22 protein-coding genes, 1 tRNA gene and 1 pseudogene are annotated in these 26,362 nt (G+C 66.4%); 12 read left to right on the top strand and 12 right to left on the bottom strand.

Annotated features, from left to right (window positions below; translation table 11 throughout):
- Positions 1-44: 44 nt before the first annotated feature.
- From QX094_RS33340 to QX094_RS33330, 3 genes are all read right to left on the bottom strand, one after another.
- Entirely contained in the window at positions 45-2,060 is a 2,016-nt protein-coding gene (locus QX094_RS33340; RefSeq protein WP_316188478.1) for an acetyl/propionyl/methylcrotonyl-CoA carboxylase subunit alpha, read from the bottom strand.
- A 157-nt stretch (positions 2,061-2,217) separates the two neighbouring features.
- Positions 2,218-2,445, bottom strand: a complete 228-nt coding sequence (locus tag QX094_RS33335) for a hypothetical protein (protein WP_316188477.1) — start codon at positions 2,443-2,445, stop codon at positions 2,218-2,220.
- Positions 2,446-2,513: 68 nt separating this feature from the next.
- Positions 2,514-3,641, bottom strand: a complete 1,128-nt coding sequence (locus QX094_RS33330) for a putative zinc-binding peptidase (RefSeq protein WP_316188476.1) — start codon at positions 3,639-3,641, stop codon at positions 2,514-2,516.
- Between the two features lie 226 nt (positions 3,642-3,867).
- On the opposite strand from QX094_RS33330, the gene QX094_RS33325 reads away from it, so the two are divergent.
- The 3 genes from QX094_RS33325 to QX094_RS33315 all read left to right on the top strand — a co-directional run bounded on the left by QX094_RS33325 (position 3,868) and on the right by QX094_RS33315 (position 9,009).
- On the top strand, positions 3,868-6,333 hold the full coding sequence (locus tag QX094_RS33325; protein ID WP_315717704.1) for a PAS domain S-box protein: 2,466 nt from the start codon (positions 3,868-3,870) through the stop codon (positions 6,331-6,333).
- A 122-nt stretch (positions 6,334-6,455) separates the two neighbouring features.
- A complete protein-coding gene (locus tag QX094_RS33320) occupies positions 6,456-7,736 on the top strand; it encodes an MFS transporter (RefSeq protein ID WP_316188475.1) in 1,281 nt (426 codons plus the stop codon).
- Between the two features lie 22 nt (positions 7,737-7,758).
- Positions 7,759-9,009, top strand: a complete 1,251-nt coding sequence (locus QX094_RS33315; RefSeq protein WP_316188474.1) for an arsenic transporter — start codon at positions 7,759-7,761, stop codon at positions 9,007-9,009.
- A gap of 48 nt (positions 9,010-9,057) precedes the next feature.
- Here the strand turns inward: QX094_RS33315 and QX094_RS33310 are convergent, their stop codons facing one another.
- Complete coding sequence (locus tag QX094_RS33310) at positions 9,058-10,182, bottom strand: NAD(P)/FAD-dependent oxidoreductase (RefSeq protein ID WP_316188487.1); 1,125 nt, start codon at positions 10,180-10,182, stop codon at positions 9,058-9,060.
- A 72-nt stretch (positions 10,183-10,254) separates the two neighbouring features.
- On the opposite strand from QX094_RS33310, the gene QX094_RS33305 reads away from it, so the two are divergent.
- Positions 10,255-10,935 carry a TetR/AcrR family transcriptional regulator gene (locus tag QX094_RS33305; protein ID WP_316188473.1) on the top strand — a complete coding sequence of 227 codons (681 nt, stop codon included), beginning with the start codon at positions 10,255-10,257 and terminating at the stop codon, positions 10,933-10,935.
- Positions 10,936-11,116: 181 nt separating this feature from the next.
- Here the strand turns inward: QX094_RS33305 and QX094_RS33300 are convergent, their stop codons facing one another.
- On the bottom strand, positions 11,117-11,611 hold the full coding sequence (locus tag QX094_RS33300; protein WP_315776574.1) for a ferritin-like domain-containing protein: 495 nt from the start codon (positions 11,609-11,611) through the stop codon (positions 11,117-11,119).
- 204 nt (positions 11,612-11,815) lie between these two features.
- On the opposite strand from QX094_RS33300, the gene QX094_RS33295 reads away from it, so the two are divergent.
- The gene (locus QX094_RS33295) at positions 11,816-13,672 is read left to right on the top strand and encodes an alkaline phosphatase family protein (protein WP_316188472.1); all 1,857 of its coding nucleotides are present in this window, start codon (positions 11,816-11,818) and stop codon (positions 13,670-13,672) included.
- 205 nt (positions 13,673-13,877) lie between these two features.
- On the opposite strand, the gene QX094_RS33290 is transcribed toward QX094_RS33295, so the two are convergent.
- Positions 13,878-15,002 (bottom strand): S1C family serine protease, encoded by a 1,125-nt coding sequence (locus QX094_RS33290; RefSeq protein WP_316188471.1) that lies wholly within the window; start codon positions 15,000-15,002, stop codon positions 13,878-13,880.
- A 159-nt stretch (positions 15,003-15,161) separates the two neighbouring features.
- Entirely contained in the window at positions 15,162-15,731 is a 570-nt protein-coding gene (locus QX094_RS33285; protein ID WP_316188470.1) for a hypothetical protein, read from the bottom strand.
- 365 nt (positions 15,732-16,096) lie between these two features.
- Here QX094_RS33285 and QX094_RS33280 point away from each other — a divergent pair, with 365 nt between their 5' ends.
- On the top strand, positions 16,097-16,756 hold the full coding sequence (locus QX094_RS33280) for a peroxiredoxin (RefSeq protein ID WP_315717694.1): 660 nt from the start codon (positions 16,097-16,099) through the stop codon (positions 16,754-16,756).
- Between the two features lie 108 nt (positions 16,757-16,864).
- Here QX094_RS33280 and QX094_RS33275 read toward each other — a convergent pair whose 3' ends face one another.
- The 3 genes from QX094_RS33275 to QX094_RS33265 all read right to left on the bottom strand — a co-directional run bounded on the left by QX094_RS33275 (position 16,865) and on the right by QX094_RS33265 (position 19,995).
- Positions 16,865-17,266, bottom strand: a complete 402-nt coding sequence (locus QX094_RS33275) for a DUF2177 family protein (RefSeq protein ID WP_315717693.1) — start codon at positions 17,264-17,266, stop codon at positions 16,865-16,867.
- Between the two features lie 74 nt (positions 17,267-17,340).
- Positions 17,341-19,308, bottom strand: coding sequence for a DEAD/DEAH box helicase (locus tag QX094_RS33270; protein WP_316188469.1), 1,968 nt, complete (start codon positions 19,306-19,308; stop codon positions 17,341-17,343).
- Positions 19,309-19,488: 180 nt separating this feature from the next.
- A complete protein-coding gene (locus QX094_RS33265; RefSeq protein ID WP_315754798.1) occupies positions 19,489-19,995 on the bottom strand; it encodes a Spy/CpxP family protein refolding chaperone in 507 nt (168 codons plus the stop codon).
- On the opposite strand from QX094_RS33265, the gene QX094_RS33260 reads away from it, so the two are divergent.
- The gene (locus tag QX094_RS33260) at positions 19,994-20,617 is read left to right on the top strand and encodes a hypothetical protein (RefSeq protein WP_316188468.1); all 624 of its coding nucleotides are present in this window, start codon (positions 19,994-19,996) and stop codon (positions 20,615-20,617) included. The genes QX094_RS33265 and QX094_RS33260 overlap by 2 nt on opposite strands.
- A 542-nt stretch (positions 20,618-21,159) precedes the next feature.
- A pseudogene (locus QX094_RS33255) lies at positions 21,160-21,309 on the top strand (C4-dicarboxylate ABC transporter permease); the annotation flags it as partial.
- A gap of 9 nt (positions 21,310-21,318) precedes the next feature.
- Here the strand turns inward: QX094_RS33255 and QX094_RS33250 are convergent.
- Positions 21,319-23,022, bottom strand: a complete 1,704-nt coding sequence (locus tag QX094_RS33250; RefSeq protein ID WP_316188467.1) for a methyl-accepting chemotaxis protein — start codon at positions 23,020-23,022, stop codon at positions 21,319-21,321.
- Between the two features lie 125 nt (positions 23,023-23,147).
- Between QX094_RS33250 and QX094_RS33245 the strand changes: the two genes are divergently transcribed.
- Together QX094_RS33245 and QX094_RS33240 are read left to right on the top strand one after the other, a co-directional pair.
- Positions 23,148-24,593, top strand: a complete 1,446-nt coding sequence (locus QX094_RS33245; protein ID WP_315717687.1) for a deoxyribodipyrimidine photo-lyase — start codon at positions 23,148-23,150, stop codon at positions 24,591-24,593.
- 72 nt (positions 24,594-24,665) lie between these two features.
- Positions 24,666-24,959 carry a histone gene (locus QX094_RS33240; protein WP_316188466.1) on the top strand — a complete coding sequence of 98 codons (294 nt, stop codon included), beginning with the start codon at positions 24,666-24,668 and terminating at the stop codon, positions 24,957-24,959.
- Between the two features lie 249 nt (positions 24,960-25,208).
- On the opposite strand, the gene QX094_RS33235 is transcribed toward QX094_RS33240, so the two are convergent.
- Entirely contained in the window at positions 25,209-25,652 is a 444-nt protein-coding gene (locus tag QX094_RS33235) for a hypothetical protein (RefSeq protein WP_315827861.1), read from the bottom strand.
- Between the two features lie 221 nt (positions 25,653-25,873).
- Between QX094_RS33235 and QX094_RS33230 the strand changes: the two genes are divergently transcribed.
- On the top strand, positions 25,874-26,134 hold the full coding sequence (locus tag QX094_RS33230; RefSeq protein ID WP_315827860.1) for a hypothetical protein: 261 nt from the start codon (positions 25,874-25,876) through the stop codon (positions 26,132-26,134).
- A gap of 116 nt (positions 26,135-26,250) precedes the next feature.
- A tRNA-Arg gene (locus tag QX094_RS33225) sits at positions 26,251-26,327 on the top strand.
- Positions 26,328-26,362 lie beyond the last annotated feature (35 nt).

Genomic DNA, 26,362 nt, shown 5'->3' with positions numbered 1-26,362 from the left:
GTCGGACAAAGTCGCTTCGTTCGCAACGACGTCGACTTCTGAGCTTACGCAAACTCCAGGATCAGCGCGTCCACTGCGAGCGTAGCACCGGCTGTCGCGTGGATCTTCTTCACCGTACCGTCCTGCTCGGCGCGCAGCACGTTCTGCATCTTCATGGCTTCGACCACGGCGAGCGTCTCGCCGGCCTTGACCTCCTGCCCTTCGGTCACGGCGATCGAGACCACGAGGCCGGGCATCGGGCACAGGAGCTTCTTGCCGCTATCACCTGCGGTGACGACCGGCATCAGCCGCGCCGCGGTCGCCTCGGCTTCCGTGTAGACGTAGACCGGCGCTTCGACGCCCTGATGCGCGAGCCGCACACCGTTCGCAATGAGGCGCGTCTGCACGGCGATGGCCGCGCCATCGATGGTGCCGTGCCAGACCGCATCGCCCGGTTTCCAGTCCGACACCAACTGATGCGCCGGGCCGACCTTGCCGTCGGCCCCGACGAAGCGGACCGTGATCGCGCCGTTCTCCCTGGTGATGTCGAGCAGGATCTCGTCACGCCCGAGCCACACCGCGCGGCGGCCCTGGCGCTTCACCGGACGGCCGATCATCTGCTGCGAGATCTGCCGCTTGCGCTCGCCGAGCACGTGGTCGATCGCAGCGCCCACCGCCGCCAGCCGGCGCGCGATCTCGCCTTCCGGCGCACGCGCGGCAAAGCCCTTGGGAAACTCCTCGGCGATGAAGCCGGTGGACAGCCTGCCCTCGCGCCAGCGCGGATGGTTCATCAGCGCCGACAGGAACGGGATGTTGTGGCGGATGCCATCGACATAGAACGCATCGAGCGCGGTCGACTGCGCCTCAATCGCGGCAGCCCGCGACTCCGCATGGGTGACGAGCTTGGCGATCATCGGATCGTAGTAGATCGAGATCTCGCCGCCCTCCTGCACGCCGGTGTCGTTGCGCACGGTGATGCCGTCAGCCTTGCTCTCGGCCGGCGGGCGATACTTCACGAGGCGGCCGATCGACGGCAGGAAGCTGCGGAACGGATCTTCCGCATAGACGCGCGATTCCACCGCCCAGCCGGTCAGCGTCACGTCCTTCTGCGCAAGCGAAAGCTTCTCGCCGGCGGCGACGCGGATCATCTGCTCGACGAGATCGATGCCGGTGACGAGCTCGGTCACGGGATGCTCGACCTGCAGGCGGGTGTTCATCTCGAGGAAGTAGAAGCTCTTGTCCTGGCCGGCGACGAACTCGACGGTGCCGGCGGAGTCGTAGTGCACGGCCTTGGCGAGCGCGACCGCCTGCTCGCCCATCTTGCGCCGCGTCTCCTCATCGAGCAGCGGCGACGGCGCCTCCTCGATGACCTTCTGGTTGCGGCGCTGGATCGAGCACTCGCGCTCGCCGAGATAGATCACGTTGCCATGCTTGTCGCCGAGCACCTGGATCTCGATGTGGCGGGGATCGACGATGAACTTCTCGATGAAGACGCGGTCGTCGCCGAACGAGGCCTTGGCCTCGGCCTTGGCGAGATTGAAACCCTCGGCGACCTCGGCAGTCGAACGCGCGATGCGCATGCCCTTGCCGCCGCCGCCGGCGGAGGCCTTGATCATCACGGGGTAGCCGATCTCGTCGGCGATGCGCACGGCGTGCTTGTCGTCCTCGATGACGCCGAGGAAGCCGGGCACGGTCGAGACCTTGGCCTTGGCGGCCGCCTTCTTGGATTCGATCTTGTCGCCCATGGCGGCGATGGCGCCGGGATTGGGGCCGATGAAGACGATGCCGGCCTCGGCCAATGCCCGCGGGAAAGCCTCGCGCTCGGACAGGAAGCCGTAGCCCGGATGCACCGCCTCGGCGCCGGTCTTGCGGCAGGCCTCGACGATGCGGTCGATCAGGAGATAGCTCTCGGCTGCGGCGGGCGGGCCGATCAGCACGGCATCATCTGCCATCTCGACATGAAGCGCATCGCGGTCGGCTTCCGAATAGACCGCAACGGTTCGGATTCCCATGCGGCGGGCGGTCTTGATGACCCGGCAGGCGATCTCGCCGCGGTTCGCGATCAGAATGGTTTTGAACATTTCTTGCTTGATACCTTTGGGCGGGCTCCCCGCTCGTGGCACAGGCGTAACACCGCGAGCTTGACCGGTTCGTCTATACCAAAATCGCCCGCGCGCAACCCGCCTCTCGTTTCCGCCCCTGCCGTCCGGCGAGGCATGCCAGCCGTGTCCCCAGCCGTCAGCCGGAATAGCTGTGGAAACGTCCGCGGGCATAGGCGTGCGACACCGCCTTCATCAGCTCGCCGACCTCGGTCTCGAGGAAATCGTTCGCAACGATCAGGGCACGAATGGCCGCCCGCGGATCGCCTTCGCAGGCAGCGATGGCCTGGTCCACGGCGGCCTCCAGCGCGAGGTCTTCGCTGTCCGCGGCTTGCGCATCGGTCTTGGATTGCGATCTGGGCTGCATGCGCGATGACGGTCCTCGCTCCGGTCACGCCTTCATGTTCACTTTATGTTCTCAAGAGTCAAGGCGGATCACGCCGCCCCGATCTCTTCCTGCTGCGGCTCGGCCTGTGGCTTTTCGGGAGCCAGAGCGACAGACTCTTGCTGTGCACCCTGCCGCACCAGGCGGTGGATGAAGCCCAGCTTGCCGATGACCGGCGGCGTCAGGATGAAGGGATAGAGCTCCCGCGCGCCCATCGCTCGCGCGACGCTGTTCATCGCAAAGGTGAACGGCAGCCAGGCGTTGACGATGGTGTCGAAGTCCTCCGCGACGTACGGATCGAAGGTGACGCGCGCCGTCAGCCCGCCGATCTGGTCGGCGGGCGGATCGATCTCGATACCGAACTCGGAGGCCATCTCCAGCGTATCGACGATGTGGAGGTAGTGCGCCCAGGTCTCGGCAAAATCCTCCCACGGATGTGTGGTGGCGTAGGCCGAAACGAAACTGTCCTGCCAGTCCACCGGCGGCCCCTGCTCGTAATGCCGCCTCAGCGCCGCGCCGTAGTCCTGGGTATCGTCGCCGAACATGGCCCGGCATTCCTCGAGCCTGCCGGCATCGCGCACCAGCACGTCCCAGAAGTAGTGCCCGACCTCGTGGCGAAAATGACCGAGCAAGGTCCGGTACGGCTCGCCCATTTCGAGCCGGCGCCGCTCGCGCTCGAAATCGTCGGCCTCGGCCAGAGCGATGGTGATGAGGCCGTTGTCGTGGCCGGTCAGGACCTTCTGTTGGCCCGCGGGGTCATCGGCAAGGAAGTTGAAGATCAACCCGTGCCCAGGATCCTCGATCCGTGTCTTCACAGGGAGTTTCCAGCGGATCAGCGAATAGAACAGCCGGTGCTTGGCCACCTCCAGCTCTCGCCATCCGGCGAGTTGCGCGGGATCAGACAGATTGGGAATCGTACCGTTGTGCCGGCAGGCGCGGCAGAAGCCCGAAGTCTCGCCGATCTCGAGCAGCCAGTTGCAGGCGTCGTGCTCGGCATTGGCGCAGAAGAAGCGCCCCGTCCCGTGGTCGGCGAGCGTCCGAAAGCCCTCCTCCGCCGGCTCGATCGCCGACAGGATCTGGCGCTCCGGCATGAAGGCGAGGCGGTGGCCGCAGCGCCCGCAGCTGCGATTCTCGAAATACAGGATGTTCTTGCAGGCCTGACAGACGAAGAGCTTCACAGCGTGGACCTTCGTGTTGCGGTGTTCAGGGCCTGACGACGCACGACAGTAACAGTCCGTTCCGGGAGCACGGAACTTTTTATCTGCCCTCACGTTCACGTCATGCCGGCGTTTGCCCGCCATAATCTCTGGTCAGTTTGCTTTCCTTGGTCCCAATGTCGCCACGCTTCCGAACACCCGCGATGGAATGCTCGGGCGACTGCTCGCCACATCAGTGCAGGTCAGCATGAACAGCGCGGATGCGCCCAGAGACGAAGTGAGGCCGGAGGCTGCCGCCGATGCGCTGCGCCAGCATATCGAGGAGATTGCGCGCGATCGCGATGAGGCCTATCGCGCGCTGCAGGAACGCGAGGCGGAGCTCGCGCGCATCCAGCGGATCGCCCGGGTCGGCGGCGTCGAGGTCGACCTGCGCGAAGGCTACCGCAACCGCCGCTCCCCCGAATACCTGATCATTCACGGCCTGCCGCCGGAGGCTGTCCACGAGACTCACGAAGACTGGGTCAGACGCGTGCATCCCGACGACCGCGTCAAGGCCGAGCAGGACTTCATTGCTGCAGTCAAGAGTAAGCAGGAGGACTACACCACCGAATACCGCATCATCCGTCCCAGCGACGGCGAGATCCGCTGGGTCCGCGTCATCGCCCGCATCGAGCGTGACTGGAACGGCCGCGCGATCCGTCTGGTCGGCGCGCATATCGATGTCACCGACCAGATGCTGGCGCAAGCCAAGCTGCGCGAGAGCGAGGAACGCTTCCGGCTGATCGCCGACAGCGCGCCGGTGCCGATCTGGGTGACGAAGCTCGACCGCACCCGCTCCTTCGTCAATCGCGCCTATATCGATTTCCTCGGCATGTCCCCTGACGAGGCGCTGGCCTTCGACTGGCGCAAGGTGCTGCATCCCGAGGACCTTCCGCGCATCCTCGAGCAGCAGCAGTCGGGAGAGCGCTCGCTGAAGCCGTTCTTCCTCGAGGCACGCTACCGGCGCGCCGACGGGGAATGGCGCTGGCTGCGATCGGAATCGCAGCCGCGCTGGGATGCGAACGGCAAACATGTCGGTTTCATCGGCGTCGCTCACGACGTCACGGCCGCCAAGCAGGCCGAGATCGAGCTGCGCCGCATCAACGAGACCCTCGAAGAGCGGATCAGGGAGCGCACCGCCCAGCTCGAGGCCAATGAAGCGCGCATGCGCGCGATCTTCGACACCAGCAATCAGTATCAGGCCATCCTCGACGTCGAGGGCCGCGTGATGCATGCCAACCGCATCGCGGTCGCCGGCATGCGCGCCGGTGAAGTGAACGTCATCGGCCAGCCGCTCTGGGATGCGCCCTGGTTCACCCATACGCCGGGCGTGACCGAGATGCTGCGCAAGGCGTTCGCCCGCGTTCTCGCCGGCGAGAGCTTTCGGACCGAGATGCGGCTCGACTTCGCCAGCGGCCAGCGGCATTTCGAGCTTTCGATGCGGCCGCTGTTCGACCAGCATGATGTCGTGACCGGCGCGGTCGCCGAGGCGATCGACGTGACCGAGCGCATCCAGGGTGAGGAGCTGTTGCGGCAGTCGCAGAAGATGGAGGCGATCGGCCAGCTCACCGGCGGCGTCGCACACGACTTCAACAACCTGCTCACCATCATCCGCTCGGCCACCGACTTCCTGCGCCGCCGCGATCTTCCCGAGGAGCGGCGCCGGCGCTATGTCGATGCGATCTCGGAGACGGTGGAGCGCGCCTCGAAGCTGACCGCGCAGCTCCTGGCCTTCGCGCGGCGACAACCCTTGGCGCCGCAGGTGTTCAATGTTGGCGAGCAGGTCGAGAGCGTCGTGCAACTGATCCGTCCTCTCGTCGGCAGCCGCATCCAGATCGAGCTCGCGGTCACGGACAGCGGGCTGTTCACCCTCGCCGACGTCGCGCAATTCCAGACCGCGCTCATCAATCTCGCCGTCAATGCGCGCGACGCCATGAACGGTGAAGGACATCTGAAGATCGGCGTGCAGCGGACCGAGAGCATCCCGGCCTTGCGTGGCCAGAGCACCCGGCCCGGTGCCTTCATCGCGATTTCGGTCGCCGACACCGGGGGCGGCATCGCGCCTCAACATCTCAACGCAATCTTCGAACCCTTCTTCACCACCAAGGAGGTCGGCAAGGGCACGGGTCTCGGCCTCAGCCAGGCGTTCGGCTTCGCCAAGCAGTCCGAAGGCGACATCGCGGTCGACAGCCGCATCGGCGACGGCGCGACCTTCACGATCTATCTGCCGCAGGCCACGGCTCCGCAATCCGGCACGGAAGCCGGCTCCGCGCGCATCGAGCCGGCGACCATCGGGCGCGGCTACCGCGTGCTCGTGGTCGAGGACAATGACGAGGTGGGGCAGTTCTCGACCGAGCTGCTCGAGGATCTCGGCTATGTGACGCGCCGCGTCGCCAATGCCGCCGATGCGCTGGCAATCCTGGCGAACGACGAATTCGCGGTCGACCTCGTGTTCTCCGACGTCATCATGCCCGGCATCAACGGCCTGGAGCTCGCCGGCATCATCCGCGACCGCTATCCCGGCCTGCCGGTGGTGCTGACATCCGGCTACAGCCACGTGCTCGCGGAGAACGCCCATCACGGCTTCGAGCTGATCAAGAAGCCCTATTCGGTGGAGTCGCTGTCGCGCATCCTGCGCAAGGCGATGGCCGAGAAGGCGCCGCTGCCGCGCTGAGTAGGTAGTGCGCGCTTCGCGCGCCCCGGAATGCCACGTGGACGGAGTGGGTCACACCGAGGGCCCTGCGGAACCAAATGGCGTACACCGCTGTTGCGATGGATCACGCGCAACGAGGCGGCATGGCGGACTTCGATAGCGGCAAGGACCTGGCCCGCGCCGGCCATGCACTCGACACCACCAATTTCTTCCTGGCCGATGTGCGTGACGGGCTCGGCCCTTATCTCGCGATCTATCTCCTGACCGAGCAGAAATGGGACGAGGCCTCGATCGGCGTCGTGATGTCGCTCGCAACGATCGCGGGCATCGTCGCGCAGACGCCCGCCGGCGCGCTGGTCGACGCCACCAGGGCAAAACGGCTGGTCATGATATCAGCCGCGATCGTCGTCACGGCCGCTTCGCTGCTGTTACCTCTCATGACCAGCTTCTGGCCGGTCGCGATCTCGCAGAGCATCGCCTATGCCGCCGGCGTGATCTTCGCGCCGGCGATCGCGGCGGTGTCGCTCGGGATCGTCGGCGCCAAAGCCTTCACCGCGCGGGTCGGCCGCAACGAGACCTTCAACCATGCCGGCAACACGGTCGGCGCCGTCATCGCCGGCGCTGCCGCCTACGCGCTCGGACCGTCGGCGGTGTTCTATCTGATGGCGGTGACGTCGGCCGGTAGCCTCATCAGCGTGCTCGCCATCCCCGAACGCGCCATCGACCATGACGTCGCGCGCGGACTGGCGCATCAGGCGGAGGGCAATCGCCCGAAGCGGGGCGAGCAGCCCTCGGGCCTCAGCATTCTCCTGACCTGCCGTCCGCTGCTGATCTTCGCGGTCTGCGTCGCGCTGTTTCACCTCGCCAACGCCGCCATGCTGCCGCTGGTCGGCCAGAAGCTGGCGCTGCAGGACAAGAATCTCGGCACCAGCCTGATGTCGGCCTGCATCGCCGCGGCCCAGCTCGTGATGGTACCGATGGCGCTGCTGGTCGGCGTCCGCGCCGACCGCTGGGGCCACAAGCGCTTCTTCCTGACGGCGCTGCTGATCCTGCCGCTGCGCGCGGTGCTCTATACGCTATCGGACGACAAGGCGTGGCTGGTCGGCGTGCAGCTGCTGGACGGCGTCGGCGCCGGCATCTTCGGCGCGATCATGCCGGTGATCGTCGCGGACCTGATGCGCGGCACCGGACGCTTCAACATCGCCCAGGGCGCTGTGATCACAGCGCAGAGCATTGGCGCGGCGCTGTCGACCGCGCTGGCGGGCCTGGTCGTCGTCCATAGCGGCTACAGCGCCGCATTCCTGGTGCTCGGCGCGGCGGCCGCGCTCGCCGTGATCGTATGCTGGCTGCTGCTTCCCGAGACCGGTGGAGCAGAGGCCGCGCACTCGAATGCGGCGCCCTCGCCCGCTATCCCCGCCGAATGATTTGCTCTATCGATCCCTGATCATGTTCCTGCACGATACCTGGCTCGCCTACGCCATTATCATTCCCGCCACCGCTGGCGTCATCATCCGCCCCTTCCGGCTGCCCGAGGCCGTGTGGGCCGTCGCCGGCGCGATCCTGCTGGTCGCGCTCGGCCTGCTGCCTGTCGCTGAAGCGCTCACCGGCATCCGCAAGGGCGTCGACGTCTATCTGTTCCTGATCGGCATGATGCTGATTGCCGAGCTGGCGCGCCGCGAGGGCCTGTTCGACTATCTGGCGGCCTATGCGGTGGAGCATGCGCGCGGCTCGCCGCAGCTCCTGTTCCTGCTGGTCTATGCGGTCGGCACCCTGGTCACCGTGCTGCTCTCCAACGATGCCACCGCGATCGTGCTGACGCCGGCCGTCTATGCCGCCACCCGCGCCGCCGGCGCCTCGCCGCTGCCTTATCTGTACGTCTGCGCCTTCATCGCCAATGCCGCGAGCTTCGTGCTGCCGATCTCCAATCCGGCCAATCTGGTCGTGTTCGGCGAACGCATGCCGCATCTCACCGAATGGCTGCGCCAGTTCACCCTGCCCTCGATGGCCGCGATCGCCCTGACCTATGTCGCGCTGTGGCTGACCCAGCGCCGCGCGCTCCGTGAGGAGACGCTGCGCACCGATGTCGAGAAGCCGCACCTGAGCCGCGAGGGCCGGCTCGCCGCGTTCGGGATCGGCGCCATCGCAGCGGTGCTTCTGACTGCCTCGGCGCTCGACGTGCAACTCGGCCTGCCGACCTTCGTCTGTGGCGTCGTCACGGCGACCGCGATCCTGCTGGTCAGCCGGCAATCGCCTTGGCCAGTGATCCGCGGCATCTCATGGGGTGTGCTGCCACTGGTCGGCGGCCTGTTCGTGATGGTGGAGGGTCTAAGCCGCGCCGGCGCGACCGGACAGCTCAGCGCCTGGTTGCACCAGGGCGTGACGTCGTCGCCGCACGGCACGGCGTGGGCCGCAGGCCTGATCACCGCGGTGGCCGACAACATCGCCAACAACCTGCCGGTCGGCCTGGTTGCGGGCTCCGTCGCCGCCAGCGACCACCTGCCGCATGAGGTCATCCGGGCCATCCTGATCGGGGTCGATCTCGGCCCGAACATCTCGGTCACAGGCTCGCTTGCCACCATCCTTTGGCTGACGGCGTTACGGCGCGAGAAGATCGAGGTAACCGCCTGGCAGTTTCTCAAGATCGGACTCGTCGCAACGCCGCCGGCGCTGATCGCGGCGCTGGCGGCAGCGATCTGACATCGATTGATTTGCGATGGGCACGTTGATGAGTGTGGGAGCCCGCCCCTACCGCTCCAGGGCTCCGTTGAAGAAGTCGACGAGCCCGAATGGCGCGCTGTCGCCGAGGCAGAGTTCGAGGATCATGTGCGCGCCCGCGGCCGCCGACTCGCTGCGCGGGAATAACGCCTCTTCGTAGACGGTGAGTGCCGCTTCGATGTCGCCGGGGTGGGCGGCAATTGCCTTGCCGAGCTCGGCGCCGTCAAACATCGCCAGGTTCGCGCCCTCGCCCGCCGGCGGCGCCAGGTGCGCGGCATCACCGAGAAGCGTCACTCCGGGCACACGGTCCCATCGATGGTCGTTCGGAAGCGTGTGGATCATACGCGGGACCGGCGGGGTTTCGCCGTCGGTGATCAGCGCGGTGAGCGCGGGCGCCCATCCGTCGAACTCGGCCGCGATCCGGGCGGTCGCAGCGGCAGCGTCCGTGAAGTCGATGCCGGCGATCCACGCGGCGGAGCGGTTCAGCGCGACGTAGGCGTGAAGAACGCGATCCGCCTCGCGGTGCGCGAAGATCCCCTGTCCCGGAGCGAGCGCGAACAATGCGCCGCCGCCGACCGCCTCGGCCGCCGCGGTGTGCCGCTCGTCGGCGTCATGCAGGTAGGTCTCAATGAACGTCGTGCCGACATATTCCGGCTTGGCGGCCGACAACAGCGGCCGAACCTTCGACCAGGCGCCGTCGGCGCCGACCAGGAGGCTCGTGACCACGCTCGACCCGTCCGCGAATCTCAGTTCATGCCTGTGGTCGCCGAGGGGCACGGCGCCGGTCAGCTTCTTGCCCCACCGGATCGTCTCATCTGGAAGGGAATCGAGAAGAAGCCGCCGCAGATCGCCGCGCAACACCTCGGGGCGTCGACCGTCATCGGCCTGTGCGAGCAGCACCGTGCCATGCGGGTCGAGCACGCGCGAAGCCGCGCCGCCCTCATGGATGATCGCACGGAACGCGTCGATGAGGCCGGCGTCTGCGAGGGCACGTTGCCCGTCGTGCTCGTGAATATCGAGCTGGCCGCCTTGCGTCCGAGCTTCCGCGGACGGCTCCGCCTCATAGATCGTCACCGGGACGCCGTGGACATGGAGGACGCGTGCGAGCGTGAGGCCACCGAGGCCCGCACCGACGATCGTGACGGGTGTCGTCATCATCTGCCTTTCAATCGGCCTGGAACACCGTTCCATAGAAGTGGATTGGAACAACGTTCCAATCATGTCAAGATGATGGTCATGGCGACCAGATCAATACGGACGGAACGGCGCGCGGACGCGCTCTCGAAGGAGAAGATCGTCGAGGCGGCGATCGAGATCCTGGACGCCGGCGGCGAAAGCGCTCTGACCTTCCGCGCGCTCGCGGCTCGGCTGGCAACCGGGAGCGGGGCGATCTACTGGCACGTCGCCAACAAGAGCGACTTGCTCGCAGCGGCCACCGATGACGTCATTGCCCGTGTCATGACCGGCGTCGGCGGCGATGCCGAGCCGCGACAGGCGATCCGTGTCGTTGCGCTCGGGGTGTTCGATGCGATCGACGCCCACCCGTGGGTGGGTGCCCAGCTTTTCCGTGAACCGTGGCGGTCCGCGATGCTGCAGATCGTCGAAAGCGTCGGCGGACGGCTCCAGACGCTCGGTGTCCCCGAAAGAGCCCTGTTCGATGCCGCGTCTGCGCTCGTGAACTACATCCTCGGCGTGGCCGGGCAGAACGCCGCGAACGCCCGCCTGCTGCCGCGCGAGACGGACCGCGCGGCGTTCCTCGGATCGGTCGCCGCGCAATGGGCGCAGCTCGATTCCGCCGAGTACCCGTTCGTCCATCGCGTGGCGACGGACCTGCGCGAGCACGACGACCGCGAGCAGTTTCTTGCCGGCATCGACCTCATCCTGGCCGGGATCGGGACCATCCGATAGGCAGCGGCTGACTCGCACCCCTGTCTCGTCAGAACGCAGGGAAAGACGCAAACCGGCGGGAGAAGATCGAGGTCGGCACCTTGGCAGGCTCCAACCAGCCTCCAAAGGTGCGACTCGTGACGACGCCGCCGGCGCTGGTGGCACGCTGGCGGCGGCGTTGGGGTCACGATCGACCTGACGATCAGGCCGCAGCTTCGTAGTTGACCGCGGTCTCAGCGATCTTGGTCAGCGTCTCGTCGGTCTTCCGCTCTTCATTCAGCGTCTGGTCGAGCAGCTTGGCGGCTTTCGGCAGGTTGAGCTTGAGGGCCCAGGCCTTCAGGGTGCCATAGCGCGACATCTCGTAGTGCTCGACCGCCTGCGCTGCAGCAAGAAGGCCGGCGTCGAGCGCCTGGGTCCCCTTGTACTCGTCCATGATCTCCTTGCCCTCATCGATGATGCCCTCGATCGCATCGCACTTCTTGCCGCGGGCGGGCTTGCCGATCAGCTCGAAAATCTGCTCGAGCCGCTCGATCTGGCCTTCGGTCTCCTCCTGGTGCTTCTCGAACGCCGCCGCCAGCTTCTCCGACTGCGCCGCCTTGGCCATTTTCGGCAGCGTCTTCAGGATCTGCTTCTCGGCGTAGTAGATGTCCTTGAGGGTATCGAGGAAGAGCTCGTTGAGGTCTTTGTCGGCAGGCATGGTGTGCTCCTGTTGATTGTGAGCCGACAACCAGAAAGCCATACCCTAGTTCCTGCCACCGACGAGCCCGCCGCAAGAAAATCCTGCCCGGAGCGCTGTCGGCGGCCTCCGAGCCTCTTGTAACAAAACTGTCACCCGGCAAAACTAAAGCTCTTCCCTGCGGCGAGACGCCGCGATTCCGCCGATTGCCTTCAGGAGTTTTCAATGCGCCGCCCGCTCGTGCTGCTGTGCGCCGGACTGACCTTGCTGTCGTCTGGAGCCGCATTTGCGCAGAACGCCACCCCCCATAATCTCATCCTGTTCATTCCCGACGGCCTGCGTGCGCTCAAGGTGACGCCGGAGACCGCCCCGGCCATGGCCGCCGTCCGCGACAAGGGCGTCAACTTCAAGAATTCGCACTCGCTGTTTCCGACCTTCACGATGGCCAACGGCTCGGCCATGGCGACCGGCCACTATCTCGGCGACACCGGCACATTCTCGAACACGATCTTCACGGGCTACACCTCGGCGCCGGCCGGCGATACCGTCGTGCCCTTCATCGAGAACGACGCCGTGCTCGGCGACATCGACGAGCATTTCAACGGCGACTACCTCAACGAGGACACGATCCTGAAGCTTGCCCGCAAGGCCGGTTATTCGACCGCCGCGATCGGCAAGCTCGGCCCGACCTATCTGTTCGACCACACCGGCTGCCCTTGCAAGCCCGGCGCGACCTCCTCGATCGTGATCGACGACTCCACCGGCAACAAGAATGGCGTGCCGGTGACCGACGAGGTCAAGGACGCCATGACCAAGGCCGGCCTGCCGCTGGCGACGCCGTCGCGCGGCGACAACGGAAAGGCGGGCGACGCCAAGACGCCGGGCACGACCTCGGCCAACGTCGCGCAGCAGGCCTACATGGTCGACGTCGCCACCAAGGCGGTGCTGCCGATGTTCAAGGCCCGCAACAAGCCGTTCGTTCTGGTGTTCTGGTCGCGCGACCCGGACGGCAGCCAGCACAATCACGGCGACAGCCTCAACACCATCACGCCGGGCATCAATGGCCCGACGTCGATGGCCGGCATCAGGAATGCCGACGACAATCTGGCGGCGCTGCGCAAGGCGCTCGACGATCTCGGGCTCGCCGCCTCGACCAACATCATGGTCCAGGCCGACCACGGCTTCTCGACCATCTCCAAGGAGAGCAAGACCTCGCCATCGGCCAAGGTCAGCTACGACGACACGCCGAAGGATTTCCTGCCGATGGGCTTCCTGGCGATCGACCTCGCCAAGGCGCTCGACCTGCCGCTGTTCGATCCCAACGACAAGAACGCGGCCGTACCTGAGGGCAAGCACCCGAAGGCCGGCAACGGCGTACTCGGCAAGGATCCCGCCAAGCCCGACCTCGTCGTCGCCACCAATGGCGGCTCCGACCTGATCTATCTGCCCAACAACGACAGGAAGCTCGCCCGCCGCACCGTCAAGGCGCTGCTGGCGCAGGACTACGTCTCCGGCATCTTCGTCGACGACAAGCTTGGCGAGATTCCCGGCACGCTGCCGCTGTCGCGGATCAACCTGCAGGGCAAGGCGGTGACGCCGCACCCGGCGATCGTGGTCAATTTCCGCTCCTACGTCGCGCCGGGCTGCGACCAGCCGTCCAACTGCCAGGTCGAGGTCGCCGACACCGTGCTGCGCCAGGGCCAGGGCATGCACGGCTCGTTCGGCCGCGGCGACACCTACAACTTCATGGCGGCCATCGGACCCGACTTCAAGGCCGGCTTCGTCGATCCCCTGCCCGTCAGCAATGCCGATGTCGGCATCACCGCGGCCAGGCTGCTCGACCTCAAGGTCGCGCCGAAGGGAAGACTGATCGGCCGCATCATGACCGAGGCGATGCCGAACGGCACAACGCCGAAGGCGACGTCGGACGTCATCAAGTCGGACCCGGCCGCCGGCGGCCTGCGCACCGTGCTGAAGCTGCAGCGCGTCGGCGCCCAGCGCTATTTCGACGTCGCCGGCTTCCCCGGCCGCACCGTGGGGCTCGACGACGAGGCGCCGAAGAAGACGGCGGTGATGAGGTAGTCAGACAACGCGAATACATTCCTCCCCGGGCGAGCGGAAGCAAACCCGGGGACGTCGTCCCGCATACTGTTTCGCCTTGCGAGCCACTACTTTCTCCACGTCATTGCGAGCGCAGCGAAGCAATCCAGAGTCCCGCCCACCACTCTGGATTGCTTCGCTGCGCTCGCAATGACGCGTGGAAACATCCCGCTGCTTCACGACCACCTCACCGCGCGACATCGAGCGTCACCCGGACCTCGATCGTCTTGCCGCCGCGGAGCACGCGCAGCACCACCCGATCGCCCGGGTTCTTGTTCTCCAGTGCGCGCGTCATGTCCTCGGGCGACTCCACCGCCTGTCCATCGATCGCCAGCACGACGTCGCCGAGCGCAAAGCCGCCGTCGCGGGTCAGCCGCGCCGGGACCAACCCGGCCTTGTCGGCCGCGGAATCCTGTTCGACGTCGAGCACGAACACACCGGACAGGCCGAGACGCGCCGACAGCGCCTCGTTGGCCTTCGGATCGGTGCGGATGCCGAGGCTCGGCGTGACGTAGCGGCCGCTGGCGATCAGGCGCGGCACGATGCGGTTGACCTTGTCGACGGGCACCGCGAAGCCGATGCCGGCGGACGCGCCCGAGGGGCTGTAGATCGCGGTGTTGACGCCGATCAGCCGCCCCGCGCTGTCGAGCAGCGGTCCGCCGGAATTGCCGGGATTGATCGCGGCATCGGTCTGGATCAGTCCATTCAAGACCCGGTCCTGTGTGACCTGCAGGTTCCGATTGAGCGCCGAGACGATGCCTGTGGTCAGCGTGCTGCTGAGGCCGAAGGGATTGCCGATCGCGAACACCTTCTGCCCGACCTTGAGGTCGGCGCTGGTGCCGATCGGCAGCGGCTTAGGCCGGTCGACGCCGACGCCGATCACCAGCACCGCCAGATCGTTTTCCGGACTGGCGCCGACCAGCGCTGCGCGGAACGAGCGTCCATCGGTCAGGCTGACCAGCGCCTCGGTCGCGCCCTCGATGACGTGATAATTGGTGACGACGTGGCCAAGGTCGTCCCACACGAAACCGGAGCCGGTGCCGGAGCGCTCCTGCTGCGCGTTGCCGGTCCACGGGTTGACCGATTGTTGGACGGTCGTGATGAACACGACCGAGCCGCTGCGGCTCTCGAACAGTGCGATCGTACTCTTCTCGTCGGCGGCGAGGTCGCCGCGCGGCGTGATCTCGCGCGGCTTGGCGCGGAGGCCGAGCAGCTCGGCCTGGATCAGCGGAAAGGTCTGCCAGGCCATCATGAGCAGCAGCGCCGTCGCCGCCACCGCGAACAGACGCGCGGCGAAGCTCCATCGGCTCATCTTCGACATCTCCGTGTTCGGTCGCATCACCGCCGATTGATTCACCGGCCGGGCGGCGCCATCAAGAGCCGTGATGCGACCGCCGCCGGTCAAAACGAAAAGAGCGCGATGAGATCATCGCGCTCGTCTAACTCGTGCCGTGGGATGAACGCGACGCGCTTACATCCCGATGTCGATCATCGACGGCAGTTGCGCCAGCGGCAGCACGGTGACGCCGACGAGCGTCGCGACCATGGCTCTCAGGACGCGGTTGCCCTGGCGCTTGCCGCGCATCTGCTTGGCGACCCATTCCAGCACGTCGGTGCGGACGCCGCGCGCATTGGCCGGCGCCCAGCTCGCGATGTCGGTCTCGGCGGCCAGCGCGACGCTGCGCGGCGGCACCGGCAGGCCGGATGCGGAGGCGGTGTGATGCGCAATCGCCTTGGCGAGCAGGTCCTCGAACCGGCCGTTATCGTTGCGTTCGGTCGCGGCCTGGTCGATCGCGAACAGGGCCTCGGCTTCGGCACGGCTCACCGGGGCATCGTTCACCGCAGCGGCGGTGAGGATGCGCGCGCACCAGGCCGCGTCATCGGCATCGAGCACCCGGGAGAAATGCACGCGTCCCGCGGTGGTCGGGCCCTCGCCGGTGATCACGCCGTCGCGCACGATGCCGAGCGCGAAAGCAGCGGTCTCACAGGAGGACGGTTCGAGACCATCGATGCCGATGGTTTTTGGTGCAGAGGTAGCCATGTTCTCTTCTCAGTTGCTGTGTTGACCCACCTTGTCGGCGCGCGTCTGAACGAGTGGTTAACGGTTCGAAACGGTGCTGTGGGTTTTTGTATCGGTTGCCGATTTGCCGCAGTGACCTCGATCACGGTTCAATGCCGAGGGGCGTCAGGGGGCGGCGTGTTGCGACCGCCAGATGGCGAAATCTGGGCAACCGGTCGTCTCACGGATGTTTCGTCGCAGCCAGGAAACTCAAAAGAAGTTGTTGGCTCCGTGAGTTCCAGGGAAATCTTTTTCTCTTTCTCGTGAGACAGTTCCCTTGAGGAGCAGTATTTCCTATAGTGTTTAGAAGAATTTATTTCCGCCACTGCAATGAATTGAGGACTGCCATGGCTCTCCAGATCGGCTCCACTGCCCCGGACTTCGAGGCGCAAACCACCGAAGGCAAGATCAAATTCCACGACTGGATCGGCGACAGCTGGGCCCTCTTGTTCTCGCATCCGAAGGATTTCACCCCGGTCTGCACCACCGAGCTCGGCGCGCTGGCGCGGCTGAAACCGGAGTTCGACAAGCGCGGCGTCAAGCTGATGGGCCTGTCGGTCGACCCGGTGGAGAACCACGCCAAGTGGTCCGAGGACATTCGCGAGACGCAGGGTGCCGCGCCGAACTACCCGATGATCGGCGACACCGACTACAACGTCTCCAAGCTCTACGACATGCTGCCGGCGGCGATCTCCGGGGACCCGTCCAAGCGCAGCGCGGCCGACAACCAGACCGTCCGCAACGTCTTCATCATCGGGCCCGACAAGAAGATCAAGCTGATCCTGGTCTACCCGATGACGACCGGGCGCAACTTCCAGGAAATTCTCCGCGTCATCGACTCGCTGCAGCTCACCTCCAAGCACCGCGTCGCCACCCCGGCCGACTGGAAGCAGGGTGAGGACGTCATCATCGCCGGCTCGGTGTCCGACGACGAGGCCAAGACGATCTATCCGAATGGCTGGAAGGCGCCGAAGCCGTATCTGCGCGTGGTGCCGCAGCCGAAGTGACGGCGGCAAACGACGTTTAACGACGTCATCCCGGGACGCCTCGCAGAGGCGGACCCGGGATCTCGATAGACTGGGCTCGAACTCTGAGCGCTTCGGGCCGACGCCACTTCAGCCCCGTGGCGTCGCCCAGTCCGCGATCAGCAGCCCGAGTGTCGCCGACACCGCAGTGACGAACACGCCCCAGCTGATGTCGACCGCCACCACCGCCCAGGTCCATTGCTTGAGCATCGCCAGCGACGTCAGCTCGAAGGTCGCATAGCAGAACAGCCCGAACAGCGCGCCGTAGAGCAAGGTCGAGCGCCATGTCGCGTCGGCCGTCCCGCTGACGAAGATCAGCACGCCCACGACATAGAGCAGATAGAACAGCACCGCCGGCACGGGGCGGATCTCGCCCAGCATCTCGCCGACCTGCGACTGGAAGAAGCCCCTGGCGACGACGCTCAGGAACGGGATGTCGAAGCCGAGCAGCACGGCCAGTGTCGCGAAATACAGAACGGCGTACCGGCTCATGCGCGGCTCCTCCCTGGTGGCTCACCTGCCGATAACGCGGAGCGACGGCAGCCCCCCCGCCCGGGCCGGGCCGATCAGCCGCGGCGCTTGGCCTTGGCCTTCTTTCCACCCGGCGCCTTCGCCCGCGAGGGTCTGTCTGAATACGTCTGTCCGCCGTGGCTGGACTTGTCGCGATGCTGCTTTTTGTTCGCGAACGCCGGCTGTTGGCCGGGTTTCGCCGGCCCCTCGCGATGCGGCTTGCCGCGCGGCTTGGCGTCCCTTCCCCCGCGCGGCTCATCGCGCTGCAGCGGATGGTAGGCCGTCTCGTCCGCCTCGCGCCGCGGCGGCCGCTTGTCGGCGCGCGGCTTGTCCGGCGACGCCTGCCCCGAGGGCGCGCCCGCCAGCGGCTCGATCCGAATATTGTCCTCCTTGTCGGGACGGCGGATGTTCGCAGTGAAAGCGTCGGCGACGCGCGCGGCGATCTCGAACTCGGTCGTCGTGTCCTGGATCTTGATGGCGCCGATGTCGTGCTTGTCGATGCCGCCGCGGCGGCAGATCATCGGCAGCAGCCAGCGCGCTTCCGCATTCTTCCTGCGCCCGATCGCCGCCCGGAACCAGACGCTCGGCTCGCCCATGCCGTGGCGCGCCGACGGCTTTCCTGTCTTCGTTCGGGGCGCCGGCGGCCGCTCCTCGCCGCGCGCCGGCCTGGCGGTGTCGCGACCGCGATCCTCCCGCGCACGGCCGCGATCCTGGCCCGGGTCGAGAATGTCCTCGGGCGACGGCAGCCGCGCGCGATAGAGCCGCGCCAATGCGGCGGCGATGTCCTCGGCCGACCGCTCCGCCAGCAGCGCCTGCGCGAGCGCCAGATCCTCCGCCGTCGTCTCCTCGGTGAACACCTGGTCGTGGAGCATGCGCTCCTGATCGAGCTTGCGGATCTCATCAGCTTGCGGCGCCGCGCCCCACGCGGCCTCGATGCCGGCGAGGTTCAGCAGCGTTTCCGCCCGCCGCCGCCGCGCCGGCGGCACCAGCAGCACGCTCACGCCCTTGCGGCCGGCGCGGCCGGTGCGGCCTGAGCGATGCTGCATCACCTCGGGATCGTTCGGCAGCTCGGCGTGGACCACGAGGTCGAGCTTGGCGAGATCGATGCCGCGTGCTGCGACGTCGGTTGCCACGCACACCCGCGCGCGCCCGTCGCGCAGCGACTGCAGCGCCGTGGTCCGCTCGTTCTGGGTCAGCTCACCCGACAGCGCGACGACGGAAAAACCGCGTTCCAGCAACGCCGCCTGCAGATGGCGCACCTTCTCGCGGGTGTTGCAGAATACGATCGCGCTCGGCGACTCGTAGAAGCGCAGCACGTTGACGACCGCGTGCTCGACATCGTCGGCGGCGATGCGGATGGCGCGGTACTCGATGTCGGCATGCCCGCCTTCGTCGCCCTCGACCTCGATCCGGAACGCGTCGTCCTGATACTGCTTGGCCAGCGCCACGATGCCGCGCGGGAAGGTCGCCGAGAACAGCAGGGTCCGGCGCGTTTCCGGCGTGGTCTCGAGGATGAACTCGAGGTCCTCGCGAAAGCCGAGATTGAGCATCTCGTCGGCCTCGTCGAGCACCACGGCCTTCAATTCCGAGATGTCGAGACGCCCGCGCCGCAGATGGTCGCACAGCCGCCCGGGCGTGCCGACCACGATATGGGCGCCCGCCTCGAGCTCGCGCTGCTCGCGGCGCGGATCCATGCCGCCGACGCAGGAGACGACGCGCGCGCCGGCGTGCTGATAGAGCCATGCGAGCTCGCGCTGCACCTGCAAGGCAAGCTCGCGCGTCGGCGCCACGATCAGCGCCAGCGGCGCGGTCGCCCGCGCAAACCGCTCGGTCTCGCCGAGCAGGTTCTTCGCAAGCGCCAGCCCATAGGCCACGGTCTTGCCCGAGCCGGTCTGCGCCGAAACCAGCAGGTCACGGTCGACGGCGTCATGTGCAAGCACGGCGAGCTGTACGGGCGTCGGAGTCTCATAATTGCGCTCGGCCAGGGCGCGGGCGAGCGGCGGATTCGTCGTGGGAAAGGACAAGTGACGGGAAACCTCGTTTCGATCCGGCTGCTTTACGCCATGCCGCGCCGGAACACGAGGGCCGTGAACGGTCAAATGCCGTCCTGCTCAGTGCGCCCAGCCCGCCCGGACGACACCGATGGTCGACGGCCGCGCGGCCGGGACGGCGAGACGCGCGGCCACTGCCGCGCCAGGTCTCGGCTACTCGTCGCTCCACGGCCAATGCCAGTGATGCCAGCCCCAGTTGCGCGGACCGCTGGCGTCCATGGCCGCCTTCTGCTTGTCATCGAGCGAGTCGTACAGCGCCTGAAACGCCGGGCGGACGATCTTGATCGCCTGCTGCATCGTGTCGAGGCGCTGTTCCGCCAGTGCGAGGCGGTCGGTCGCCTTGACCGGCGGCGTCGCCGGGCAGTCCTTCGTGATCAGCTCCGCGGCCTTGGCCGATGCCGCCTTGAGATCATCGAGCCGCGCCCGCTGCGTGTCGTTCGGCTTGATGGCGGCCTCGATCTGCGACATCCGCCATTCGGCAAATCCGGCCATGCGGGGATTGCACAGGAAGCCGAAGCCCCGACCGCCCATCATCCCCGGCCCCATCATCATGCCCGGGCCCCACCCTGGTCCGCCCGCGCCCGGCTGGGCAAAGGCCGGTGCGGCGGTGACGGTCACGATTGCGGCCGCGAAGACCAGCGCGCGTGGATCTAATCGCATGGCAGAACTCCTTGACGTGGCACCGATGAGTTTGCGCAAACTAAGCGCGCGGCGAGCTTTCGTGCTTGAGCAAGATCAACGGATCACTGCAGAGCCATGGCGAACTGAGGAGATGACAACGATACGCAGCTATCGCTGGATATGGACATCGACGGTCGCATCGGGCTGCGGGACGCTGGCGCATATCGGCCTGATGGAGCTCAAGAGCGGGCTTCACCTGTTGCCGCAGTTCGATCCCGCCACGGCGCTTCTCGACACGCTCTCGCCCCTGTTCGCCCGAGCGATGCATGATGGGGCGCCGCTGTGGTTGCTCTCGCAGCTCAACGGAGCCTTCCTGATCGGCCTGCTGTTCGGGCGCTTCTTCCACCGCCTGCCCGGCGGCAGCGGTGTCGCCAAAGGCTTCCTGCTCGGGCTTGCCGGCTGGCTGCTGCTCGGAATCGGGTTGTTTCCCGCCATCGGCCTTGGACCGTTCGCAACGTCGCTCGGCCTGGGCGCCGGCCCGGCGCTGCTTTCGCTGGCGATGGTCGAGGCGTATAGCGTCGTGCTGGGCGCCGTGTATGCGGCCCTGCAGAGACCGGATCAGAAGATCGAGCCTGGCCGCGGAGACAGCAATCACGCCTGACCGTCGCCGGGAGGTCGCCCGGCCAATTTCGAAAAGGCCGAATTCTTCTCTTTCGTTTTCTCGTAAATCGTGTATGATCCGCGTCGTCCTGCCCCATGCAGAGGGACGTACGCGTCGTCACGAACGTCGGTGCGGGATGCGGTGGCCGCGAACCATGCCGGACGCGCGTTTCGCGCAGACGACCGGCATGATCGCGGACGTGAAGTCGCAGCGTCCTGACACCCCGAAGCTGGTGTCACGTTCGCGACGGCGCTAACGCGCCGCGCGGATCATGGTGGCCAACACGCTCGGCGCACCAGGGAGACTGCGTATAAGCGTGAAGACATCGCGCAGGGAATGCCGGTTGATCGGCTTTGCCTGTGGTACCTGCCGCCTGCATTTTTTTCGCAGGCGGGCCATGGGTGAGGCCTTCACCCGGCATTCCCTGCGCCCTCTCGTTTTGCGGAGGGTAAACAGGCCGCAGAACTCGGGCTGCTCATGCCGCGGGAATGCGAGGTCATGTCTTGAGACGCTTGCGCAGATCTCTGTTGTCGTCCCGGGCACTGTTCGTGATCCTGGGCCTGACGGAGGACGGTCTCGGCTACATCGCGCGCGGGACCGCCCCCTACCTCGTCATCATGATCGGCTTCGTGCTTCTGCTCACGCTGTTTCCGGGCATCGTGACCATCCTGCCACGATTGCTCTACGGGTGAGCAGCCGTGTCAGGCCGCGCGCATGCCGTCGAGGAACTTCTGCACCTCGGCCTTCAGCCGCAGGCTCTCGCCGGACAGCGCCTGGGCCGAGGCGAACATCCGGTTGGAGCTTTCGCCGGTCTCGCCTGCCCCGCGCGCCGCGCTGCGGATGTTCTCGACGACCTCTGCGGTGCCGGTTGCGGCCGAGCGGACGCTCTGGGTGATGTTCTGCGTAGCGGCGCGCTGCTGTTCGACGGCGGCGGAGATCGAGGCGGCGATCCCGTTGATGCGCTCGATGGTCGAGCCGATCGCCTTGATGGCGTCGACCGATTCCTGGGTCACGGTCTGCATGTTGGCGATCTGGCTGGAGATCTCCTCCGTCGCCTTGGCAGTCTGGCCGGCCAGGGTCTTGACCTCCTGAGCGACCACCGCGAAGCCGCGGCCGGCATCACCGGCACGGGCGGCCTCGATGGTGGCGTTGAGCGCCAGCAGGTTGGTCTGCTCGGCGATCGAGGTGATCAGCTTGACGACGTCGCCGATGCGGTTGCCGGCGTCGGACAGCTCCTTGATGCGCTGGTCGGTCGCGGTCGCCTGGTTGACCGCCTCAGCGGCGATGGCGTTGGACTCCTGCACGCGGCGGATGATCTCGGCGATCGAGCCGGACAGCTCGTCCGATGCAGCAGCCGCAGTGCGGACGTGCTCGGATGCGGTCTCCGACGCGCCGGCCGAGTGGCCGGACAGGTCGGCGGTGGTGCGCGCCGTCTGGGTGAGCTGGCGCGCCTCGCGCTCGAACTCGCCCGACGAGGTCAAGACGTTCTCGATGATGCCGCCGATGCTGGCCTGGAACGAATCGACGAAACGCTGCAGCTCGGCCTTGCACTGCTCGACAGCCGCTGCGGCCGCAGCGGTCTGCTCCTCGCGCATCCGGCGCCGCTCGCTCGCGGCACTGCGGAACACGACCAGGCTGCGGGCGATCTCACCGATCTCGTCGCTGCGGTCATCGGACTTGATCGCAACGTCCTCGCGGCCCTCGGCGATGGCGGTGAGCGCATCGGTCACCGCGGCGAGAGGCTTGGTGACGCGGCGTACCGCCAGCATGGTCAAGCCGAGCACCAGCAGCGCGGCGATCGCAGCGGCGACGACCATGGTCCGCATCGCCTGCGACAGCATGGCGTCGAGCTCGGCCATGGGCACGCCGACATAGAGAATGCCGATCACCTTTCCAGCCGGATTGGTGACAGGAAAATAAGCGGTCATGAACGACTTGCCGAACAGCGTCGCGGGGCCCTTGTAGGCCTCGCCGCGGCGCAGCAGCGCCTGCGCCGGATGATCCGCGGCAAGCTGGGTGCCCACGGCGCGGTCGCCATTCTCCTTCTTCACATTGGTCGAACGGCGGACGAACTGGCCGCTGTCATCAACCACGAACAGCGTGGCGCTGCCGCCGACATAGGACACCGCGCGATCGACGATCGCGTGATCCTTGATCTCGGGAATCGCCGGAATCTCGATGCGCGTAACGACGCCGTTCTGCACGCTGACTTTCGCGTCGCCGAACGTTTCGGTGAACGTCAGCGCGAAGGTGCGCAGATTGCCTTCGATGTCGCGTTTGGCACGATCCGTGAAATCGGAGGACAGCGACCAGTACGCCGCGCCGACCACGAGAGCTGTGTTCAGAGCGATCACGACAACGGCGCCGATCAGCGCCTTGGTGCCGAGCTTCAATTTGACGGACACGAGATAAACCTTCCAGGGGAACTGCAACTGAATCTCAAACTGCCCGTAGTTGGTTTCAAAGCGGTTATTTTCCGGAGCGTAGAATACCGGAACTCTCGATAAAGACGGCAATAAGATACCCGATCATGTCCTCCTCCCCCATCATCGTATGGTTTCGCGAGAGCCTGCGGCTGTCCGACCACCCCGCGTTGCATGAAGCAGCGAAGTCGGGCACGCGGATCGTTTGTAGTTACGTCCACGATCAGGAAAGCCCTGGGTTGCGTCCGCTCGGCGGCGCGGCGCGCTGGTGGCTCGCGCAATCGTTGCGTGCACTCCAGGCCGAACTACATGCGCTCGGCGCCGAGCTCGTGATCCGGCGCGGCTCCGCGGCCAAGGTGCTCGGCGAGCTGGCGCGCCAAACCAGGGCCAGCGCGGTGTATTGGAACGATGTCGCGCAGGCCGGCCCCCGCGCCGTGGCTGCCCGCGTCGAAGCAGCGCTCGCCGAGATCGGCGTCTCTTCACGCGTGTTTCCCGATGACCTTCTGGTCGATCCGGCCGAGTTGCGCGGCAAGGATGGGCGCGGCCCGCGCGTGTTCACACCGTTCTGGAAGCGTGTGCTCGCTCTGGGTGATCCGCCGAAGCCACTGCCGCGGCCGGCCCGGCTGTCGCACGCCCCCGGCGGCGCAAGCTTGCCGATCGGTGAGCTCGCGCTCGAGCCGCGCAAGCCCGACTGGGCCGGCGGCCTGCGAGCGTCATGGCAAGCCGGCGAGCGCGCGGCACAGGCGCGCCTCGCCAGCTTTCTCGAAACGGCCGTGCAGACCTATGCCGCCGATCGCGACCGGCCCGACATCGAGGCGACCTCCCGGCTGTCGCCGCATCTGCGTTTCGGCGAGATCAGCCCGCGCCAGGTCTGGCATGCGGCGCGATTTGCCGCCGCCGAGCGTCCAGCTTCCGCCGCCGGCATCGACAAGTTCCTGAGTGAGCTCGGCTGGCGCGAGTTCAGCCGCCACCTGCTCTACAACAATCCCGACCTCGCAACCAGCAATCTGCAGCCGGCCTTCGATGCCTTTCCCTGGGCGCAGGATCATTCAGCGCTGCAGGCCTGGCAGCGCGGGCGAACCGGTTATCCGATCGTCGATGCCGGGATGCGCGAGCTCTGGCATACCGGGAGCATGCACAACCGCGTCCGCATGGTGGTCGCCTCGCTGCTCGTGAAGCACCTTCTGATCGACTGGCGGCTCGGCGAACAGTGGTTCTGGGACACGCTGGTCGACGCCGACCCGGGCAGCAATCCGGCAAGTTGGCAATGGGTTGCGGGATCGGGCGCCGACGCCGCGCCCTACTTCCGCGTCTTCAATCCCGTGCTGCAGGGCGAAAAATTCGATTCTCGCGGGACCTATGTCCGCCGCTGGGTGCCGGAGCTGGCGCGCCTGCCGGCCACGCTGATCCACCAGCCCTGGGCGGCGAAGCCGCTCGAGCTCGCCGAGGCCGGGGTTGAACTCGGCCGCACCTACCCGGCGCCGATCGTGGATCACAAGCCCGGGCGGGAGCGCGCGCTGGCAGCCTACGCAAGCTTGCGCACAAGTGATTAGTTGGGGCGCGCTTTGACAGTACAGAGAATCCAGCTATCGTCGCAGGGTTTCCAACAAATCGGGGGACCCGATATGGACGACACTCCACTCTCTGATCCGACCGCGACCGAGACCAGCATGCCCGCCGAGGTGCCGAAGGATCCGGTGATCACGACGGCGCCTAAGGCCCGACGAGCGGCCAAGAAGACCGCGAAGAAGACCTCCAAGAGGGCTGCACCCAAGCGGGCCGCCGCCAAGGCCAAGAAGGTCGCGACCAAGAAGTCCGCCAAGAAGACCGTGAAGAAGGCGGCCAAGAAAGCTGCGAAGAAGACGGCCAAGAAGGCCACCAAGAAAGCGGCGAAGAAGACGAAGAAGGCCAAGCGCTGATTCTGCCTGGCTCGGGACCGAAGGCGACTCGTCACCTTCGCTGATGGTCTTGGCGAAACAATCCAGTGCCCGGTAGTGGGGACGATCTGGCGCTGGATTGTTTCGTTTGTCGCCGTGCGGTTGGGAGCCGGGACCTGGCATCCGCGGCGCGACGCAGCGACCGGTGATGCCTCGCGGACGCCGGGCCGGCTTGCGATCGGATTGCCGGCAGAGGTCTGCTGGGACAGAGATTCTGTGCGGGCGGTGCCCTCACCAGACGTCGGGACAGGGGTCGACGATCTTCCAGAGCTCGATGCCGTTCTTGATCCGCTTCATCTCGGTGGTGAGCCCGCCGTTGCGCCGGATCCAGTCCTTCACCGAATCGGGGTAATAGGACATCAGCTCGGACGTCCCCTCCATGCTGGTGACCTTGATGCCGAACGTGAACGCCTTGTCGTAATAGGCCTGGTGGAAGCCGAGGCTGGCCCTCGGCGTGACGCAGATCCTGTTGAGCGGCACGAAGCCGAAGACGAGCGTGCAGGCGGAATTGCAGATGCCGTCGATGATGACGCGCTGACGCGTTTCCCTGACGTGCCTGTACTTGGCCTTGTACTCTTCGATGTAGCCACCATGGTCGCGCGTAATGTGCAAATCCGCACACGCCGGGCTAGCGGCGACCAGCAGGAGCACGACGCTTGGGATCAGGCGATTCATGGATCGGACGGCAAACCCGGTCTTTTCTGGCGCTGTCGCGACAACGGCTCGGGCCCAATGCACGACGGCACTTGCCGGACCTTGTCATGATCTTCTTAAGCACGCGGAAAAGGCCAAAATTTTGACGGGTTATCGCCTTTTGCGCACCCTTTCCGCCACTTCCGCGTTAGGCTATCAGCCAGACGGCCGGCCTTGACGTCGTTTTCCGGAGAAGAAAAGTCATGAGCAAGCTCGCATCCCTCGCCGCCGCCTTGATCGTGTCAATTGCCGCCCTGGTGCCGGCCACGTCCGAGGCGCGCAGCCATCATCGGCATCATCGCCACCACCACGGGCTGCCCTACGCCATCAGCTTTCTGCACAATTATGGCCCCGGCCCGCTGCCCGGCACCTTTGCGTTCTATGACGGTCCTTCCACCAACCACTGCTACCAGAGCTCGGCGGCCTATATCGGCCAGGACCGACGCCGGCATCCCTGCTTCTGACGCCATCCATGGACGCCCCGCCAGCTTCGGCGCACGACCGTTCATGTCCTGCGGAGGCTGGCCTTGGCCATCCAAGTCTGGTATCCCGGTGACGCGGGAGATTTGGCCCGCATCGCGCGCTCGTAGCTCAGCTGGATAGAGCATCGGATTTCGATTCCGAGGGTCGGGAGTTCGAATCTCTCCGAGCGCGCCAGTCATCACCCGACCCAGCACTCGACCCTTGAGCCC

This window comes from Bradyrhizobium sp. SZCCHNS1050 (genome assembly GCF_032484785.1).
Lineage (GTDB): Bacteria > Pseudomonadota > Alphaproteobacteria > Rhizobiales > Xanthobacteraceae > Bradyrhizobium.
Note: the sequence above shows the minus strand (reverse complement) of the source record. Positions and strands in the feature narration are given on the sequence as shown.